We start from the raw sequence: 17,851 nt of genomic DNA on the forward strand, positions 1-17,851 counted from the left end.
CCGTGCCATATGCCCTGCCTGGGCAGCGCGCACGTCGGAGGATGGGGGCATTGCGGTGACATCCCTGAAATGAGGGGGCAGAGCAGGCCATGCCGACGCCGACCGACCGTGGCGCGAGCCCGGACCGTGGCGCGAGCCAGGATCGCGGCGCGAGCCAGGAACACAGCGCCAGTCAGGAGCGGCGCCTCGCGGGCCGCTATCGACTCGGGCGCATTCTCGGGCGGGGCGGCGGTGGGATCGTCCGGGAGGGCGAGGACACGCTGCTCCGTCGCCGAGTCGCGATCAAGGAGCTGCGTCGGCCGCCAGCGGCGTCCGAGGCGGAAGGGGAGCTGTTCAACCAGCGGGTGCTGCGTGAGGCCCGTGCGGCCGCCCGTCTGCGCCATCCCGGGCTGGTCGCCGTCTATGACGTTCTCGACGCGGACGATCGCACCTGGATCGTGATGGAGTACGTCGACGGGATGTCCCTGTCCGACCTGATCCGTCAGCGGGAACGGCTGCCGGCACTGGAGGTCGCCCGGATCGGGGTCAGCCTCGCCTACGCCCTGGAGGCGGCGCACCGCGCCGGTGTGGTCCACCGCGACGTCAAACCGGGAAACGTGCTGGTCACTGCGGATGGTCAGGCCCGACTGACCGACTTCGGCATCGCTGTCACCGAAGGTGATGCCACCTTGACCGAGGTCGGCATGCTCGTGGGCTCTCCCGCCTACATCGCGCCCGAGCGGGCCCGCGGCGCCCGGGTCGGTGTCGCCGCCGATGTCTGGGGGCTCGGCGCCACGCTGTTCACCGCGGTCGAGGGGGTCCCGCCGTTCGAGGGGGAGGGCGCGCTCGGCGTCCTGGCCGCCGTCGTCGAAGACCGGCGACGCCCCTTCCGGTACAGCGGCCCGCTGCGCGGCGTGGTCACTGAACTGCTCTCTGCCAACCCGGCCCACCGTCCCTCCCTGGCCGAGGCCCGTGGTCGGTTGCGCGAGGTTGCCGAGCGCCTGGCCGACGAGACCCCCCTGCTCGACATCCTCCCGCCCGATCGGACCAGCACCTCACAGTCCCTGCTCCCGCCCGATCGCACGCTCGAGGCGGTGTCCATGCCACCACCCGATCGGAGGAGCGGCGTCGTGGTTCCGCCACCGGCATCGCCCGAGCGGGCGGCCGGTACAGCGCCGTCGGCACCGCCCGAGCGGGCGGGCGGCGCGACGTCCGGTAGGCCTGCCTCACCCGAGTGGGCGGTGGACGCTGCGTCCGTGGCCACGTCCGTCCCGGAGCAACCGGCCGACGCCGTGGTGCCGGAATCGCCCGATCTGACCAGACGCACGGCCGGCGTCGCTGACCAGTCCGAGCCGGCCGAAGCTGGGGCGCCCCAGCGTGGCCCGTCCGGACCTGACCCGTACCCATCTGACCCCTACCCACCTGCCTCGTACGAAGCCGCCCCGCACGAACCTGCCGCGTACGAACCCGATCCGTACGAGCGGGGCGCGTTCGAGCCGCGGTCCGCTCGCGCCGACGCGAGCGGACCGGACGGGGTGGATGCGGACGGTCCGCCTTCGGCGCGGGTGCCTGCGCAGGCCGGCTCGTCCGCAGGAGAGCACGGCCGTCGGCGGCGTCGGATAGTGGTGATGGCGGCCGCGGCGGCACTGGTCGCCGTCGGGATCGCCCTGGGGCTGGTGCTCACGGGCGCGGACCCGTCGTCCTCTCCGCCCAGGGCCGATCTGGCCCGGTCAGGTGGCCGCGCGGCCGCGGCGCAGACGCCATCCGGAAGTCCGGACGCCGGCGGTCCCGAGCCCGGCGCCTCCGCGACCAGACCCACCGCGTCCGCCGCCGCCTCCGTCGGGCCGGGGGAGCGGCCCACGCCGGGCGCCTCCGTGCGTCCCACCGCGACGAGTGGCGGGACGTCCTCCACCGCCGGCACGGCAGGCGCGACGGGGGGCCTCGACGATCTCGGCACGCTGGTCCCGAGTTCCACCGCGCCCGCGAGCGTCCCGGCCGGATACGCGGCGCACCGTGACGGCTGGTCCGTCGCCCTGCCGTCGGGCTGGCGGACGTCCGGCAGCGGTGGGCGGCTGGTCGCCGATGACCCGTCGGGATATCCCGACCTGCTGATCGAAACCCAGCGAACGGCCGGGGCGTCGGCCATCGGAGCCTGGCGCGAGCTTGAGGGCGCCGTGCGCGCGACGTCCCCCGGCTACCGGCGCCTCTCGATCAGCCCGGCCGACGGTGGCGCCGGGACGACCGCCGCCGCCTGGGAGTTCACGTTCGCCTCGGGCGGACGCACGATCCACGTCCTCGACCTGGGCGTCGTGCGCAACGGCCACGGCTACGGACTGCGCTGGCGTGTCCCCGACGACCAGTGGGCGGCCAACATCGCGAAGCTGCGCACCATCGTCGCCTCCTTCCGCCCCGGCCCGTGAACGGCGGGTCGGACCGATGCCGAGCCCGTCGGCATCCGTTGCCGAGTTTTGCCGCACCTCCGTAACCCATAGCGGAATCATCGTGACCTGCTGTGATATCTCCCGCTGTGCTCCCGCAGGTCTGTCCGCTCCTGCGGGCGCGGTCCGGCACTCCCGATCCAGAGCGTGGCAGCCTGTGATGTTGGCTGCGACGTGGGGCTTCACCCGCGATCAGGTCGTCTCGGCGCCGCCGGGCCAGAATGCGGAGAGCTCGCGGCATATCGTGATACCCAGACGGAGCAGACGTGAAGCGGAGTGTCGGTGACTGAGTCAACGATTATCTATACCCTGACCGATGAGGCGCCGGCCCTGGCGACGTACTCGTTCCTGCCGGTGGTGCGGGCGTACGCCGCGGCCGCGGGTGTCCCGGTCGACAGCCGCGACATCTCGCTGGCCGGGCGGATCATCGCGAGTTTCCCGGAGCACCTGGAGCCCGCGCAGCGCATCGACGACGCGCTCGCCGAGCTCGGTGAGCTGGCGAAGACGCCGGGGGCGAACATCATCAAGTTGCCGAACATCTCGGCGTCGATCCCGCAGCTGCGGGCCGCGATCGCGGAGTTGCAGGCCAAGGGCTACGCGCTGCCGGACTACCCGGACGAACCGGCCACCGACGCCGAGCGGGAGATCCGCGCCCGCTACGACAAGATCAAGGGCAGTGCCGTCAACCCGGTGCTGCGCGAGGGCAACTCCGACCGGCGCGCCCCCGCCTCGGTGAAGGCCTACGCCCGCGCGCATCCGCACCGGATGGGCGCCTGGTCGGGCAGCTCGAAGACGAACGTCGCCACCATGGGCGCCGACGACTTCCGCTCCACCGAGAAGTCCGTCACGATCGCGGCCGGCGACACGCTGCGCATCGAGCTCGTCGGTGACGACGGCTCCACCACCGTGCTGCTGCCGGCGCTGAAGGTGCTCGCCGGTGAGGTCGTCGACGCCTCGGTGCTGCGGGTCGCGGCGCTGCGGGAGTTCCTCACCGCGCAGATCGCGCGGGCCAAGGCCGAGGGTGTGCTGTTCTCCGTGCACCTCAAGGCCACGATGATGAAGGTCTCCGACCCGATCATCTTCGGTCATGTGGTCCGTGCCTTCTTCCCCAGGACCTTTGCCGCGCACGGCGGCACGCTCGCCGCCGCGGGCCTGACCCCCAACGAGGGTCTGGGCGGCATCCTCAAGGGCCTCGAGGCGCTGCCCGAGGGTGCGGCGATCCGCGCCTCGTTCGAGGCCGAGATCGCGCAGGGCCCCGCGCTCGCCATGGTCGACTCCGACCGCGGCATCACCAACCTGCACGTGCCCAGCGACGTCATCGTGGACGCGTCCATGCCGGCGATGATCCGCACGTCGGGCCACATGTGGGGACCGGACGGCCAGGAGGCGGACACCCTGGCGGTGCTGCCCGACTCCAGCTACGCCGGCATCTACCAGGTCGTGATCGACGACTGCCGCGCGCACGGCGCCTACGACCCGGCCACCATGGGTTCCGTACCCAACGTCGGTCTCATGGCGCAGAAGGCCGAGGAGTACGGCAGCCACGACAAGACCTTCGAGATCGCCACGACCGGCACCGTCCGGGTGGTGAACACCGCCGGCGTGGCCGTCCTGGAGCATGCCGTCGCCGCCGGTGACATCTTCCGCGCCTGCCAGACCAAGGACGCGCCCATCCGCGACTGGGTGAAGCTCGCCGTCGTCCGCGCCCGCGCCACCGGCGACCCGGCCGTGTTCTGGCTCGACGAGACCCGCGGCCACGACGCCCAGCTGATCGAGAAGGTCCGCGCCTACCTGGCCGAGCATGACACCGCCGGTCTCACCATCGAGATCAAGGCGCCGGAGGAAGCGATCGCCTTCTCGCTGGAGCGGATCCGTCGCGGCGAGAACACGATCTCGGTCACCGGCAACGTGCTGCGTGACTACCTGACCGACCTGTTCCCGATCCTTGAGCTCGGCACCAGCGCGAAGATGCTCTCGGTGGTCCCGCTGATGAACGGCGGCGGCCTGTTCGAGACCGGCGCCGGCGGCTCGGCGCCCAAGCACGTCCAGCAGCTGGTCAAGGAGAACTACCTGCGCTGGGACAGCCTGGGTGAGTTCCTCGCGCTGGCGGTCAGCTTCGAGCATTTCGCCACCGTCACCGGCAACACCCGAGCGAAGGTCCTCGCCGACACCCTCGACCGGGCCACCGCGACGTTCCTGGGCGAGGACAAGTCGCCGGCCCGGCGCGTCGGCGGGATCGACAACCGCGGCAGCCACTTCTACCTGAGCCTGTACTGGGCGCAGGAACTCGCCGCCCAGACCGACGACGCGGCCCTGGCCTCGACGTTCGCCGCGCTGGCGAAGACCCTCGCCGAGTCCGAGGAGGCGATCAGCGCCGAGCTGCTCGCCGTCCAGGGCAGCCCCGCCGACGTCGGCGGCTACTACCAGCCCGACTCGGTGAAGGCGGCCGAGGTGATGCGCCCGTCGGTCACCTTCAACGAGGCCCTCACCCTCATCACCGCCTGACGGAGCGCAGCCGGGACCAGCCGGACGGGGGCGCTGTGACGCCGCCCTCGTCCGGTGGCCCATGGCCCGGTCCGAAGTATCTCTTTGATCCCCGGCGGTCCTGGCCGTCAGCTCGCCTTCCGGAAGACGACGCGCGGTAGGCCCGGGCCGTCGTAGTCCGGATGGGCCGGGATTCCGTCGACTGCGCTGCCGCCGGGGGCGATGGTGAAGCCGAGGCTGGTGTGGAACGCGATGGAACGGGCGTTCTCGGGGCTGGTGATCGCGTGGATCCAACGCCGGCCGTGGCTGGCGGCGCGGGTGAAGAAATCCTGGTACAGCCACGATCCGAGGCCGGCGCGACGCGCGGACGGGGCGACCCCGACGAAGTGTATGTAGGCGCTGGCCGGATCCGTCTGTGACAGAAAACCGATCAGGAAGGCCAGTAGCGTCCCGTCGTCCGCCTCGACCAGGCGGCTGCTCGGGGTGAAGTGCTGGAAGAGGAAACGGGGGAGAAGGAGCCGGCGCTCCCAGGCTCCCGACGCGCCCTTCAGCCCGCCCCACCACAGATCCAGCACCGCAAGCACCCGCCCGTGGTCGTCTTCCCGCGGCTCACGTACCCGTACCCCGGCCGGAAGTTCGAGCGTCATGAGTCTGGTCCTACTCCGGCCACGGACCGACGTCACCCGAATATCCGCTTACCGCCGTCCGCGGCGGGGACCGGGCGGCGCGGCGACGCGGCGGCTCAGAAGTCGCTGCCGCCGTCGACGTTGATGTCCGCGCCGGTCATGTAGGTGTTGACCCGGGAACCGACGAAGGCGATGACCGGGCCGATCTCGGCCGGGTCGCCGGCGCGGGGCAGGAAGGCGGGGTGGTGGAAGTCCTCGCGGATGACCCGCATCGCGTCGACGAGGCTTTCCGGGTCGATGTTCCGCTCGGATGGCAGGGCGCCCAGGTAGGACTTCAACCCGGCGGAGAGGAACGAACCCGGCGAAACCGTGTTCACGAGGATGCCGTCGGTGGCCAGGGACTGGGCGAGGTTCTTGCTCAGGCTGGTCAGCGCCGCCTTGGCGGCAGTGTAGGCGACCAGCCTCGGCGACTGCCGGCGGGTCGAGTGGGCGCTGACGTTGACGATCCGCGCCCACTGCGCGGCCCGTAGCGCGGGCAGCGCCGCACGGACACAGCGCACCGCGCTCAGCGTGCCGATGTCGAAGGTGGCCTGCCATTCGTCGTCGTCGAGGTCGTCGAAGCCGCGGACACCGACGTCCACCGGGCCGGCCGCGTTCACCAGCACGTTCAACTGGCCATCCCACCGTTGCGTGACCGAGTCGAAGGCCGCCTGGACGGACGTCGGGTCGGTCAGATCGGTGGGGAGTGCGTACGCTTCGGGCGCGCCGAGCTCCCGCAGGGCAGCCACCGTCTCGTCGAGGGCCTCCTTGCCTCGGGCCAGCACGGCGACCTCGGCGCCCTCGGCGGCGAACCGCTCCGCGGCCGCGCGGCCCATCCCTTTCGAGCCGCCACTGACGACCACCTTCGCCCCGCCCAGACCCAGATCCATCTACGACCGCCTCCGTCGCCGTCCGATGTGAACCAGCTCACCTCCTGCTGGTTCTAGTCGAGGCCCGATGCGCCAGACAACTGTTTGCCTCACCCACGGCAGACGCGGAAGTCCCGCCGCCTCGTCCGGACGACGGCAGACGATCAGTGGACGTGACCGCTTGCGACCGGCTCGGCGGCGGCTTCGCTGGGACCGGGCTCCGCGCCTGCGCCGTCTGTGTCGCTGGCGCTCCTTTTTCTGCTCGGGCTTTCCGCGTCGGCGGGGTCGCCAACGGCCTCGGTGGTCGCCGCGGGGCGCCAGGTGCCGCCCGTCTTCTCCCAGCCGTGGGCCTGGTCGTAGGCGTCCTTCTGCTGTGCCGACAACCGCGCTCCACGGGAGGGCACGGGCACGTCGAGGTCGCCCGCATGATCGAGCAGCCAGGCGCGGACGACGGTCGTCGAGGCGGCCTGATGTGGCCGTTGCGACCGCTGCCCCCCGCCGGCCAGCGTCTCGGCAGGCTCGGCCGAGACGCTGGCCGCTGGTGCCGCCGCCGAACGGGCCGCCGCCGACGAGCGGTTTCCCGATGACCGGGCCGCCGGGAACCGCGCCGCCGACGAAGCGGGTGCGGTCGGCGATGTGGCCGCCGCGTCGTTCTCCTCGATGGCGGTCCAGGCCGTGTCCACACGGGTACCACGGGTCAGTGGCGTCACCTCACCGAACTCGGCGTACTCGCCCAGCACCGAGGACAGCTCGTCCCGGCACTCGGCGCACAGGTCCAGGCGGACGAGACTGCCGTCGAAGGCGAGCGTCGCGGTCGTTGTGGCCGCGATCCGGTCGTGCGGGTGCTGCCCCCTGTTGTCACACCAGACGTTGACGATCGAGATGACCTCCCGAGCCACTGCCTTACCCCCTGTGCGTCCCGTGCCTGAACCTGCCGAGTGCCCTGAACCTGCCAGTGCCCTGAACCTGCCGAGGTGCCCTGAACCTGCCAGTGCCCTGAACCTGCCGAGGTGCCCTGAACCCACTCAGGCCCAGGGGCACTCTCGTGATCCCTTGCGTCCGAGCCTAGTGACCGGGTCCGACAGTTTCGTCGCCGCGGGACCGATCTGCCGTGCCGACACCGGGCGTGCACGGTGATCCTCGTGCGCCCGCCGAGCCTGGCGTTGGTGATCGTCGTGTGCCCGCCGAGCCTGGCGTCGAAGTGGCGCGGACGAGACGCGGGACCGGGACAAGGTCGGCCTGGAGGTTGACAGGCCGCATCGACCGCGGCTGCCGACCCTGGGCCGGGTGGAGTCTCAGCCGGCCTGTCCGACGATGAGGGCCGGCGGGGCGCCGGGCGACGTCGCCTGCAACGTCCGCATGACCTTGGCCGGGTCGTCATACGGTCCGGAGATGTAGAACGGCTGGCCGCCCCGGCCGAACGTGATCGCGGACGGTCCTTCCCAGGCCCCGAGATGAGCGGCGGCCGGAGCCAGGTCGGGGTGCGGCTCGAAGCCGAGGCCGCGGGCGTACTCGACGGAACCGAGGACGACATCGGCGGCGAGGTCCAGCGGTGCGTCCTGCCATCCGTAGGGCTGGGAGGCGAAGTACGTCTCGCGGAAACCGGGCAGCTCGACGTCGGACATGATCGTCGGGCCCAGCGCGTTCTTGACGCCGAGGCAGTAGCAGTCCGCCAGGTAACCGCACACCGACACCCTGCCCCACCGGTGCCGGCGGGCGACCAGCACCGCGACCAGTCCACCGAGGATGGTCCGCCCGCCGGGCCGGTCCAGCTCGCGGATGCTGTCCGGTCCGTCCAGCTCGGCGGGGGCGGCCGCGATGTCGGGGCCGTCGACGGTGTCCGCCACGTCCACCCAGCCCGGCGCCGGGTCCACCATGAGACCCCGCCGCCAGCCGGCGCTGATCCAGCAGCCGACGAGCGCCGGCTCCCCAGCCGCGGCCTGTGCCTCGGCCGCGACCGCCCGCACGATCGGGTTCACCACGGACGGCGACATTCCGAGGATGCGCGCGATCTGTTTCGGCGACTTCCCCTGGCCCCGCAGCTCTGCCACCCGCGCCCGAATCTCGATGTCACCACTTATGCTCCACGACCGTAGTCGACCAGGTGCGGATCGCCGGCACCGGGCCGTTCGGCCGCGGTCCGCGGGGCTTGGATGGCTTCGTTCGTCCCCGGCGACATGGTGCGTGGCAGGGGCCGCCGGCAGGGCCGGCTCAGAAGGGGCCGGCTCTGTGCCCCCGGCAGGCGGCGGGCGGTCTTGGCGTATGGGTCGCGGGCGGGCCGTCTGGTCGGCGACTCACGCCGAGACAACACCGAGCCCGTGGGCTCTCCGGTGGGTGACCACCGCGGTATCCGTGGCGGTGGGGATACTTGCCGTGCGGTGCGGGCCAGCGGAAGAGGTGAGCGTGGGCATCCGGAATCGGGAACGTCGTAAGGCCAGACAGAAGGCGCGGACGGAACGCGGCCGCGCGCAGTCCGGCCGGTCCGCGGCGGGCGGCGAGACCGACTCCGCGCGGGGCCTGTTCAACGGGGGACGCCCCGCGTACGGGACCCTTCCGGAGATCGTCGACCAGCTGATCGGGGCGGCGGTGAACGCGCGGCTGCGCGAGGACGCCGACCAGTTCACGAACTGCGTGCAGGCACTGGTCGGCGTGCCGCAGGAGGCGCGGGGGCGGCAGGTCGTCAACCGGTGCCTGCTCGCCTGGTTCGACCGCGTTGTCGAGGCCGCCTGGCAGCGCGGCTGGCAGCCGGTGGACGTGCACCGCATCGTGGGCCGCCGGGCCAGTGCGCGGCACGCGCGGCTGGCCGTCGATGCCATGGCCGCCGAGATGCGCCGCTACGCCGCCGCCACCGTCGACGAGCGCTGGCAGGCCCAGCTGCGCGGCCTGGGCGCCACCGTCTGGTGGGAACGAGACGAGGAATGGCTGGATCGCTGGGGGCACCGGGAGAGCCTGGACCGGTCGCAGACACTTGCCGACGCCGTGGAACTGCTCGCGGTCGTGCACTCGCTGCCCCCGCTCGAGTCGCTGTGCCCCCCGCCAGGCAGCGCCCGCCGGGACACAACGTCCGGGGCCGCGTCCGGGGGCCGCACCACTGCCGGCGACCGATCCTCCTCCGGAGCACGAGCCTCCTCCTCCTCCTCCGGGGCACGAGCCGCGTCCGGGGGTCGTCGGGCGTCCGGGGCGGGTCGTTCCACCGGGACGGCCACCGGCGCGACCGATGCCGGCCCGACGAGTGTCGGCGCAACCGCTGCCGGCGGATCCGACCGGCGCATGCTCGACCGGGTCCGCGCGCTGCTGGCGAAGGCCGAATCGACCGAGTTCGCCGAGGAAGCCGAGGCGCTGACCGCCAAGGCGCAGCAGCTCATGGCCCGGCACAGCATCGATGAGGCGCTGCTGGCAGCCGGTCAGGGCGCCCGGGAGACCCCGGCGGGCCGCCGGGTCGGCATCGACAACCCGTATGAGATCGCCAAGGCCAGCCTGCTCGACGTGGTGTCCGACGCCAACCGCTGCCGCACGGTGTGGTCGAAGAGCCTCGGGTTCGCCACCGTCATCGGCTTCGAGCCCGACCTGGACGCCGTCGAGCTGCTCTACACGTCGCTGCTGGTGCAGGCGACCACGGCGATGATGCGGGCCGGGTCCCGCCAGGACGGCGCCGGACGGTCCCGCACCCGCTCTTTTCGCCAGTCGTTCCTCGCCTCGTTCGCGACCCGCATCGGTCAGCGTCTGAGCGCCGCGTCCGAGCAGGCCCATGCCGAGGCCGCGGCGGAGACGGGCGATGGCCGCCTGCTGCCGGTGCTCGCCGCCCGCACCGACTCCGTCCGCGAGGCGACCGAGTCGATGTTCCCGCAGATCGTCGCCCAGGCCGTGCGCGCCACCGACCCCGAGGGCTGGGCCTCCGGCCGCGCCGCCGCCGACCTCGCCACTCTGCACACCCGCGACGAGGTCACCGCCGACCGCTCCGGCTGACCAGTCCCGCGGCGACCTGGCCTCAGGGCCCGGCGGCCGCCTGCCGGTGAGGTCAGGGTCTCGGTTGGTCGGCTGGCCCGCCGGCTGCGCCAGGAGCGCCCGGCCCACGCACTGGGGCTGACCCAGATGTCCGTGCTCTCGCGGCCGCACCGGCCTGGCGCGGCGAGTCCCAAGGCGCTCTCCGCCCAGGAGGGGGCTCAACCGCAGACGATGCGCGTACCCTCGCCGCGGCCCTGGCGGCGTTCACGGTCAGGGATGCCGCTCAGGCCAGTCCCACCGGGCGGCGTGGCTGGTGCCGTCTGGCAGCGAGGTGGAGCCCACCACCTGACCCCGGTTGTTGATCGCGATCGGCTGGGCGGAGCCGCCGAGCCGCTCGGTCCGGCCGTGGCTCCGCCGGAAGGCGGCGGTGCTGGTCGCGACGACGATGTCGCCCCGCTCGTTGAGGGCGACCGGCCGCGCGAACAGGCCACCGAAGTCGCCCAGCTGGGTCCGGCGGCCGTGGTCCCAGAGCAGGATGTGCCCGACGTTGGTCGCGGGGTCGTAGGTCGAACCGAGGATCTGGCCGGCGTCGTTGATGGCGACCGCCGTGCTCAGCGGGTCATGCGGGTCCAGGTCGGTCGCGCGGTCGCCCTGCCACAGCATGGCGTGGGTGTCTCCCGTCGGCGTCGCGGCCCAGCCGACGACGTCGCCGCGGTTGTTGATGTCGGAGCCGTAGCCGGTCGCGGTGGGCAGCGGCACCCAGCGTCCCCGGATCCAGCGGGCCGAGTGGTCGTGGGCGTGGTCGTTGGTCTGGACGTCGCCCAGGATCCACCCGTTGCCGCTGATGGCGCGGGCGCCACTGCTCTGGCCCGCCGGAGCGCCGAGGTCGACGGTGTGGCCGTCACGCCAGAGCATCGCGTGCGTCCCGCCGGTGAGCGGCCCCGTTCCGACCACCTGCCCGCGCTCGTTCTGGTCGGAGACGGAGAAGTCGAGGTGGACGACGGACCCGTCGGGGCGCAGCACGAAGCCGGGGGAGTAGAAGCGGCCCGGGATGCTCCCGGCGATCTGCCCGGCGTTGTTGATCCGCAACGGTCCTCGCGCGGTGTCGGGCAGTGCGGTCAGGGCACCCCGTGACCAGCGGAATCCGTGGGTGTCGTACGGCGCGCTGTAGCCGGAGCCGACGATGTCCCCACGGTCGTTGATCGAGGTGGCGCTGACGTAGGTGAAGCTCGGCAGGGCCCCGAGGTCGACCGGCGACACGGTCACGATCGGATCGTCGCCCGCGGCCCTCGACACCGCCGTGCTGGGAGCCGCTGTCGCCGCCCCGGCCGACAGGACCACGATGGTCCCGGTCGCCGCCGCCGTCATCGCCGCCGTCATCGCCGCCGCCGCAGCCACCCTGACCGCGCGCCCCGGGCGCACCGCAGGCCGCGCCGCACCCCTGGTACATCCCGACCGCGTCGCACGCGTCGTAGCCCCAGTACGCCTCGACCGCATCGCTGCCTCCCGTACGGTGGCCGGTCATCCTCCGGCGTCAACCGCGTTGGGGAATCAGACAACCACTGTCCGACGTCACATGGTGGGAGTGGTCGGCCGACACGCGCCCACTCGTTCCGGTACCGAGCTCGGCCTGTCCGTCCACGACACCGCGCTCGCCTCCGCGCTCGCCTCGTCCGTCGCGTCCACCCTCCGTTCCCGGCAAGGCGGCCGCCACCGCCGGGTAGCGCCCGCCGCCACTGTTACCGTGGCTCCCCAGACGCCGCCGGGAGGCGTGTTGGCCAACGGCAGTGATCTGCCAGGATCCATGAAAATGGGCACACCGGTCCTGAATCCGATCCGGAGCTTTGTCCTGCGGTGACGACCGGCAATGCCACTCAGCCTAAGTTGATCAAGCTGCCGCCTGGGGTTTTACGGGGTTGGCGAGCCTGATCGTGGGTGGGACGGGGTGGCGGGTGCCGCGCTGGCCGGGTTTCTTGACGGGGAAACGGCTCGGGGCGGCGCGTCGCGCGACGTGGGGGTAGGTCCTGATCAATGCTTACCGACCTTCACAAAGCCGGACTCGAAGGCGATGATGACTGCCTGGGTGCGGTCACGCGCGCCGAGTTTAGCCAACACGCTGCTCACGTGGGTCTTGACGGTCTGGACGCCGAGGAATAGCCGGTCGGCGATCTCGCTATTGGTCAATCCCTGACTGACTAGTCGCAGTACGGTGGCCTCCCGGCCTGTGAGCGTGGCCCGGCGCATCGCCTCTTGAGCCGCCTGATCCACCGATCTGCTCGCCATGTATCGGATCGCTTCGGGAAACAGCAAGGTATCGCTCGATGCGATCAAATGAACGGCTTGGACTATTTCTGCGTGACGTGCTCTTTTGAGTAGGAATCCGTTGGCGCCACCGCGGAGCGCTTCATAGACATAGTCGTCCAGTTCAAAAGTGGTGAGTACGAGAATTTTCGGTGGGTCGGTAATCTCCGCGAGGATCTCCCGGATGGCAGCTAGCCCGTCAACCCTCGGCATACGAATGTCCATCAGCACGACGTCCGGTGCTGTCTCCCGGATCAGTGGTACGACCGTCGAGCCGTCGCTGGCCTCGCCGACGACGGCGATCTCGCCACTTGCCTCGAGTATGACCCGCAGTCCCACCCGAACCAGCTCATCGTCATCGGCGAGCAGGACAGAAACCGTCACCGGGCTACTCTACGCGGGGCCGTCTGCTGCCTCGTGGACCCGACACGAAGTGGGAGTCGGACCTCGACGATCCAGTGGCCGTCCTGGGGTCTGGCACTGAACTCGCCACCGAGGAGGACAGCCCGTTCCCGTAATCCGCGCAGGCCTTTGCCTCCAAGGCGGGGAGGGCTGATGGATCTGCCAGCGACTGGGTTGACAATACGCAGCTCCAGGGACACGTCGTCGACACTGATGTCGATCATCACCGGGCAGCCCTGCGCATGCCGCAGTGCGTTAGTCACCGCCTCCTGGAGGATCCGATAGGCCTCTCGGGACACGACGCCGGGGATGTCGCCGATCCGTGGACTGACATCGGCGATGACCGGGGTGCCGGCAGCTTGAGCGATACCCAGCAGGACGTCGATTTCGGCGAGCGTGGGACGTGCGCGCACGCCTGCAGAAGTGTCGCGCAGTATCCCCAGGGTTCGTTCAAGGTCGTCCATGGCGCGTCGTCCCGTCTCCTCGATGACGGTCAGGGCCCGCTCGACGAACGCGGGATCGGTGCCCACAACCTCCCTGGCCGCGCCAGCCTGTAGGACTGTCAGGGTGAGCGCGTGGCCGATGGAGTCGTGCAGTTCCGCGGCGAGTCGGTTACGTTCCAGGAGCTGTTCCGCCCGGTGTTCGGCCTCCGCCAGCTGTTCGGCCGGAGACGGGCTGAGAAAGGCCCGGGCCGCTCGCAATTGCAGCTCGCCGGCAGCGACTACCATCCATAGCAGAGCAAGGATCAACGGCGGGAATAGTAGTGGACCCAGCGTCAGGTGGTCGCTGTCCAGTACCTCGATTCCTGCGGTGTACAGGGGTCCCTGCCGGAACGGTGCGAACGCGAGCTGGACGGCAAGAGCAACGGCGTTGACCGTCAGGGCTAGAACAGCGACTCCGAACCAGACGCGGAAGAACAACCAGAGCCCGGTCCTGCGCAAGTCGGACAGAGTGCGCGAGCGGGCGACACTGATCTTTGCACTGTCCTGCGGCTTCAGGAGAAACCTTGCCTGGATGCCTTCCGCCTGGCGGGTCCCGGGCACGAGTGCGATGAGCGTCAGCAACGGTAGCGGGGACACCAGGCAGGTGAGCAGGGTGGTCGCCAGGGATTCATCGAAGCCCGGCGCGACCATGACGCAGATGCCGGCAAAGACCCCGCCCATGGCTAGGTGCAGCCAGCGCGTGTAGACAGCGGGTCGGAGTAGCAGGGAGACAAAGACCGGCACCACTCCATGATGCCTACCATGGTCCCCCGTGCACCTCCCCCACCGGAGGGAGGACGGTTGGGGGATCCGCGCGTGGCCCCGCGTGTCGCTAACTAGGACCCATGGCGACCGAGAAGGAATCACTGCCCCAGGCGCGTATTGACGTCCGGGATGTCACCAAACGCTACGGATCGACTGTCGCTGTGAACCAGCTCACCTTTCAGGTCGAACCCGGTCGAGTGACCGGCTTCCTCGGGCCCAACGGCGCGGGCAAGACGACCACCATGCGGATGATGCTTGGCCTCGACCGACCGTCGGACGGCGAGGTGCTCATCAACGGCCGCCCGTACGCGCGGATCGAGGAGCCGCTGCGGCACGTGGGCGCGCTTCTCGACCCTGCTGCTGTGCATCCCGGGCGGCGGGCTCGGGACCAACTGCTGGTCCTCGCCAGGAGCAATCGCATCCCAGATGTGCGGGTCGACGAGATGCTTGACCGGGTGGGCTTGTCCAGCGTAACCAAGCGCCGGATCGGTGGATTCTCCCTGGGCATGCGTCAACGGCTCGGGCTCGCGGCCGCGCTGCTCGGCGATCCTCAGGTTCTGATCTTGGATGAACCGCTCAACGGCCTCGATCCAGAGGGCATCCAATGGATCAGGAAGCTGCTCAGGGAACTCGCCGAAGACGGTCGGGTGGTCTTGGCCTCCAGTCATCTCATGAACGAGATGGCGGTAACCGCCGATCATCTAGTCATCATCGGAAGAGGTCGGCTGCTGGCCGACGTCAGCATGACCGAGTTCAGTGCCCGGTACGGCCGCGGCCGGGTCCGGTTGCGCACGACCCGGCCCGAACGGCTGGGCAAGGCACTGGCCGCCGAGGGGCTCACCCTGACGGCGATGAACGGCGGGATGTGGGAGGTACCTGAGGCACAGCCGGACCACATCGGCGCTGTCGCCGCCCGCGAAGGCGTGCCACTCCAGGAACTGGAACTGTACAGAGACTCCCTGGAGGAGGCGTTCCTACGGATGACCGCGCGTTCCGCCGAATTCACCGCCGCTGCTGGACGAGAGGCGCTGATATGACTCTGCAACCGGTGCTGTACTCGGAGTGGACCAAGATTAGGTCGGTTCGATCGATCGTTTGGGCGCTGACGGTGGCCGCTGTCCTGCTCATCGGCTTCGGCTCCTTTGCCTGCGGGGCTTACGGCGATGGCGAAGCTGCCCAAAAAGATTTTGATCCGCTGGCGCTGGCTTTCTGGGGGGTGAACTTCGCCCAGGTCGCAGTGGCTGTTTTCGCGATGCTGGCTATGGGGGGCGAATATGATAAAGGCGCGATAGCTACCTCTCTCACTGTGGTTCCCCAAAGGGCCCGATTTTACGTTGGTAAACTTCTGGTGACCTCGGGCCTCTCTCTGGCCGTCGCGATCCCGGCCACTTTGATCACGTATTTTGTGGCACAAGGTCTGCTGGGTGAGCACGGAGTTTCCTTCGGTGATCCCGGCACAGTGCGCGGTGTGCTTTCTCTGATTTTCTACTTCCCGCTGCTGACCCTCCTATGTGTGGGGCTCGCCGCGATCTTCCGCACTCTGGCGGCGACAATGGGAATTTTCCTGCCACTCCTGTTTCTTGTGTCTCCGCTGAGCATGGAGGTTCCCAGCCTACGGACTGTCGCCCAGTTCCTGCCTGACCGGGCTGCGCTGTATGCAGCCATGAACCTCCATTCGAATTCCGATTTTGTCTACGATGCGTGGCTGGGCCTGCCGATTATGGCTGTATGGACGGCGGCGTTGGTCTTCGGTGGCTGGTACGCGTTGCGTAGCCGTGATGCATGAGCGACGTTTGGCTCGCACTTTGAGGTTGGCTCTCCGCCGCAGTCAACTGCGAAGAGCCGTAAAAGGACCCGTCTCAGGCGGGCACCTCGACGCGTGGCCCACCCAACCTTTACTCGACGGGCGGAACGATCAGGAACGGTCCGCAAGTCCACCGGAGACACCGCCGGGCAGCGCGTTGGATTCTACCGGAACCTGCGGCCGGTCCTCGGTTCCGGGCCCGTCGGTCTGTGTCCGACTCTCGGTTCCGAGGCCATCGGTCTGTATCCGGCTCTCGGTTCCGAGACCACCGGCCTGGGCCGGACGCGGGCGCGTGCCGCGCCGGATGGTCGCCTTCGACCGCGTGATCGCGACCCCGGCCAGGCACAGAGCGCCGCCGACGAACGACAGTGCCGCGGGCGCCTCGTCCAGGATGATCCAGGACAGCAGGGTCGCGAGAACGGGTACGAGATAGGTGGTGGCGCCCAACTGGCCCGCGGGCATGCGACCCAGCGCGTACGCCCAGGTGGTGAACGCGATGGCCGTGGGAAAGACGCCGAGATAGACCAGGCCGGCGATGGCACCGGCCGAGGCGTCACCGCCCTCGGACCACAGGTCGGGAGCGAAGGGCAGGCAGGCGACCGCGCCGATCAGGCAGCCGAACCAGGTCGCCGACAGCGCCGAGGTCCGGGCCAGCGCCGGCTTCTGGGCCGTGACGCCGATCGCGTACATAAGGGCCGCCACCAGGCACAGGACAACCCCGAAAAGGTCCGTGTGGCGCCCGCCGCCGGAGGCCGCGCCGACGATCACCGCTCCGATCAGAGCGGTGACGGACCCGGCCAGTAGCCGCGGCGGAAATCCCTCCTTGAGCAGGAGGCCGGCGAACAGGGCGATCAGCAGCGGGCCGCCCTGTACCAGGATCGACGAGGTGCCGGCGTCGAGATGCCGCTCGCTGGCGTTGAGGGCGACATTGTAGGCAGCGAACCAGGCCACGCCGTAGGCCAGAATGAACCACCAGGAGTTACCTCGGGGCAGGACCGGTCCCCGCTTCACCGCCACGATCATCCCGAGCGTCACCGCCCCGATCAGAAGCCGTCCCAGCGCCAGCGGCCCCGGGGCGAAGGTGTGTCCCACCGATCGGATACCGACGAACGCCGAGGCCCACAGGACAACGGTGACACCCACGGCGATCAGGGCACCATTCGGTCGCCTGGCATGGTTGGCTTTCTGGTTTTCCATTGAAGCCGTCACGCGCAGGATCCTCACAACTGGGACGGGACTCCCTCTCTGTCAGGCTTGCGGCAGCAGGTGGTAAGTGAGTCAGTGCCGCGGCTCGGGAGACATCAGCTGGTTGACCTCGGCGTAAGGTATCGCCTCGGTGATACGGGAGAACGTGCCTTCCTCGTGGATCTCCTGGGCGACCCGCAGGACGCTCGCGAAAGCGATCCGTGGCAGCAGGGAACCGAAGCTGATCCGGCGGACGCCGAGCTGGCCCAGTTCGGTCACCGAGGGAAACGGCGGCCGGCCCACCAGCACGTTCACCGGGGCCTGGACCCGCTTGCAGACCTCGCGGATGGCGTCCGCGTCGGGCAGCCCCGGCGAGTAGACCACGTCGGCCCCGGCCTGTGCGTATGCCTGAAGCCGGCGGATCGTGTCTTCGAGATCGGCACGGCCGTAAAGAAAGTTCTCGGCACGTGCCGTGATGACGAACGGGAAGGGCAGGCTCCGCGCGGCGGCGACCGCGTGGGAGACCCGCTCC

At 70.1% G+C, this 17,851-nt stretch carries 14 protein-coding genes and 1 pseudogene; 6 read left to right on the top strand and 9 right to left on the bottom strand.

Annotated elements, in window-relative coordinates; all coding sequences use genetic code 11:
• Positions 1-89 precede the first annotated feature (89 nt).
• Both MXD95_RS25250 and MXD95_RS25255 read left to right on the top strand, forming a co-directional pair.
• Positions 90-2,399, top strand: coding sequence for a serine/threonine-protein kinase (locus MXD95_RS25250; protein WP_250643231.1), 2,310 nt, complete (start codon positions 90-92; stop codon positions 2,397-2,399).
• Positions 2,400-2,699: 300 nt separating this feature from the next.
• Positions 2,700-4,922 (top strand): NADP-dependent isocitrate dehydrogenase, encoded by a 2,223-nt coding sequence (locus MXD95_RS25255; protein WP_250643232.1) that lies wholly within the window; start codon positions 2,700-2,702, stop codon positions 4,920-4,922.
• Positions 4,923-5,029: 107 nt separating this feature from the next.
• On the opposite strand, the gene MXD95_RS25260 is transcribed toward MXD95_RS25255, so the two are convergent.
• The 4 genes from MXD95_RS25260 to MXD95_RS25275 form a co-directional block, all read right to left on the bottom strand.
• The gene (locus MXD95_RS25260) at positions 5,030-5,548 is read right to left on the bottom strand and encodes a GNAT family N-acetyltransferase (protein ID WP_250643233.1); all 519 of its coding nucleotides are present in this window, start codon (positions 5,546-5,548) and stop codon (positions 5,030-5,032) included.
• A 95-nt stretch (positions 5,549-5,643) separates the two neighbouring features.
• The gene (locus MXD95_RS25265; protein ID WP_250643234.1) at positions 5,644-6,456 is read right to left on the bottom strand and encodes an SDR family NAD(P)-dependent oxidoreductase; all 813 of its coding nucleotides are present in this window, start codon (positions 6,454-6,456) and stop codon (positions 5,644-5,646) included.
• 143 nt (positions 6,457-6,599) lie between these two features.
• Positions 6,600-7,334 (bottom strand): hypothetical protein, encoded by a 735-nt coding sequence (locus MXD95_RS25270; RefSeq protein ID WP_250643235.1) that lies wholly within the window; start codon positions 7,332-7,334, stop codon positions 6,600-6,602.
• Positions 7,335-7,730: 396 nt separating this feature from the next.
• Positions 7,731-8,486 carry a helix-turn-helix domain-containing protein gene (locus MXD95_RS25275; RefSeq protein WP_250643236.1) on the bottom strand — a complete coding sequence of 252 codons (756 nt, stop codon included), beginning with the start codon at positions 8,484-8,486 and terminating at the stop codon, positions 7,731-7,733.
• A 352-nt stretch (positions 8,487-8,838) separates the two neighbouring features.
• Between MXD95_RS25275 and MXD95_RS25280 the strand changes: the two genes are divergently transcribed.
• Positions 8,839-10,401, top strand: coding sequence for a DUF2786 domain-containing protein (locus tag MXD95_RS25280; RefSeq protein ID WP_250643237.1), 1,563 nt, complete (start codon positions 8,839-8,841; stop codon positions 10,399-10,401).
• Between the two features lie 249 nt (positions 10,402-10,650).
• Here MXD95_RS25280 and MXD95_RS25285 read toward each other — a convergent pair whose 3' ends face one another.
• From MXD95_RS25285 to MXD95_RS25295, 3 genes are all read right to left on the bottom strand, one after another.
• Entirely contained in the window at positions 10,651-11,748 is a 1,098-nt protein-coding gene (locus MXD95_RS25285) for a hypothetical protein (protein WP_250643238.1), read from the bottom strand.
• Between the two features lie 660 nt (positions 11,749-12,408).
• Complete coding sequence (locus MXD95_RS25290) at positions 12,409-13,065, bottom strand: response regulator transcription factor (protein WP_250643239.1); 657 nt, start codon at positions 13,063-13,065, stop codon at positions 12,409-12,411.
• Positions 13,062-14,312, bottom strand: coding sequence for a sensor histidine kinase (locus MXD95_RS25295; protein ID WP_250643240.1), 1,251 nt, complete (start codon positions 14,310-14,312; stop codon positions 13,062-13,064). Before MXD95_RS25295 ends, MXD95_RS25290 begins: the two co-directional genes overlap by 4 nt.
• 98 nt (positions 14,313-14,410) lie before the next feature.
• Here MXD95_RS25295 and MXD95_RS29760 point away from each other — a divergent pair.
• The 3 genes and pseudogenes from MXD95_RS29760 to MXD95_RS25310 all read left to right on the top strand — a co-directional run.
• Positions 14,411-14,950 (top strand): annotated as a pseudogene (locus MXD95_RS29760) (ATP-binding cassette domain-containing protein); the annotation flags it as partial.
• A 123-nt stretch (positions 14,951-15,073) separates the two neighbouring features.
• The gene (locus MXD95_RS29765) at positions 15,074-15,367 is read left to right on the top strand and encodes a DUF8746 domain-containing protein (RefSeq protein ID WP_250643245.1); all 294 of its coding nucleotides are present in this window, start codon (positions 15,074-15,076) and stop codon (positions 15,365-15,367) included.
• Entirely contained in the window at positions 15,364-16,116 is a 753-nt protein-coding gene (locus tag MXD95_RS25310) for an ABC transporter permease (protein ID WP_250643241.1), read from the top strand. Before MXD95_RS29765 ends, MXD95_RS25310 begins: the two co-directional genes overlap by 4 nt.
• Positions 16,117-16,245: 129 nt before the next feature.
• On the opposite strand, the gene MXD95_RS25315 is transcribed toward MXD95_RS25310, so the two are convergent.
• Together MXD95_RS25315 and MXD95_RS25320 are read right to left on the bottom strand one after the other, a co-directional pair.
• Positions 16,246-17,343 (bottom strand): DMT family transporter, encoded by a 1,098-nt coding sequence (locus tag MXD95_RS25315; RefSeq protein ID WP_250643242.1) that lies wholly within the window; start codon positions 17,341-17,343, stop codon positions 16,246-16,248.
• A 69-nt stretch (positions 17,344-17,412) separates the two neighbouring features.
• The coding region (locus MXD95_RS25320) for an isocitrate lyase/phosphoenolpyruvate mutase family protein (RefSeq protein WP_250643243.1) at positions 17,413-17,851 on the bottom strand (439 nt) is incomplete at its 5' end.

It is taken from the genome of Frankia sp. AiPa1 (genome assembly GCF_023243075.1).
Lineage (GTDB): Bacteria > Actinomycetota > Actinomycetes > Frankiales > Frankiaceae > Frankia.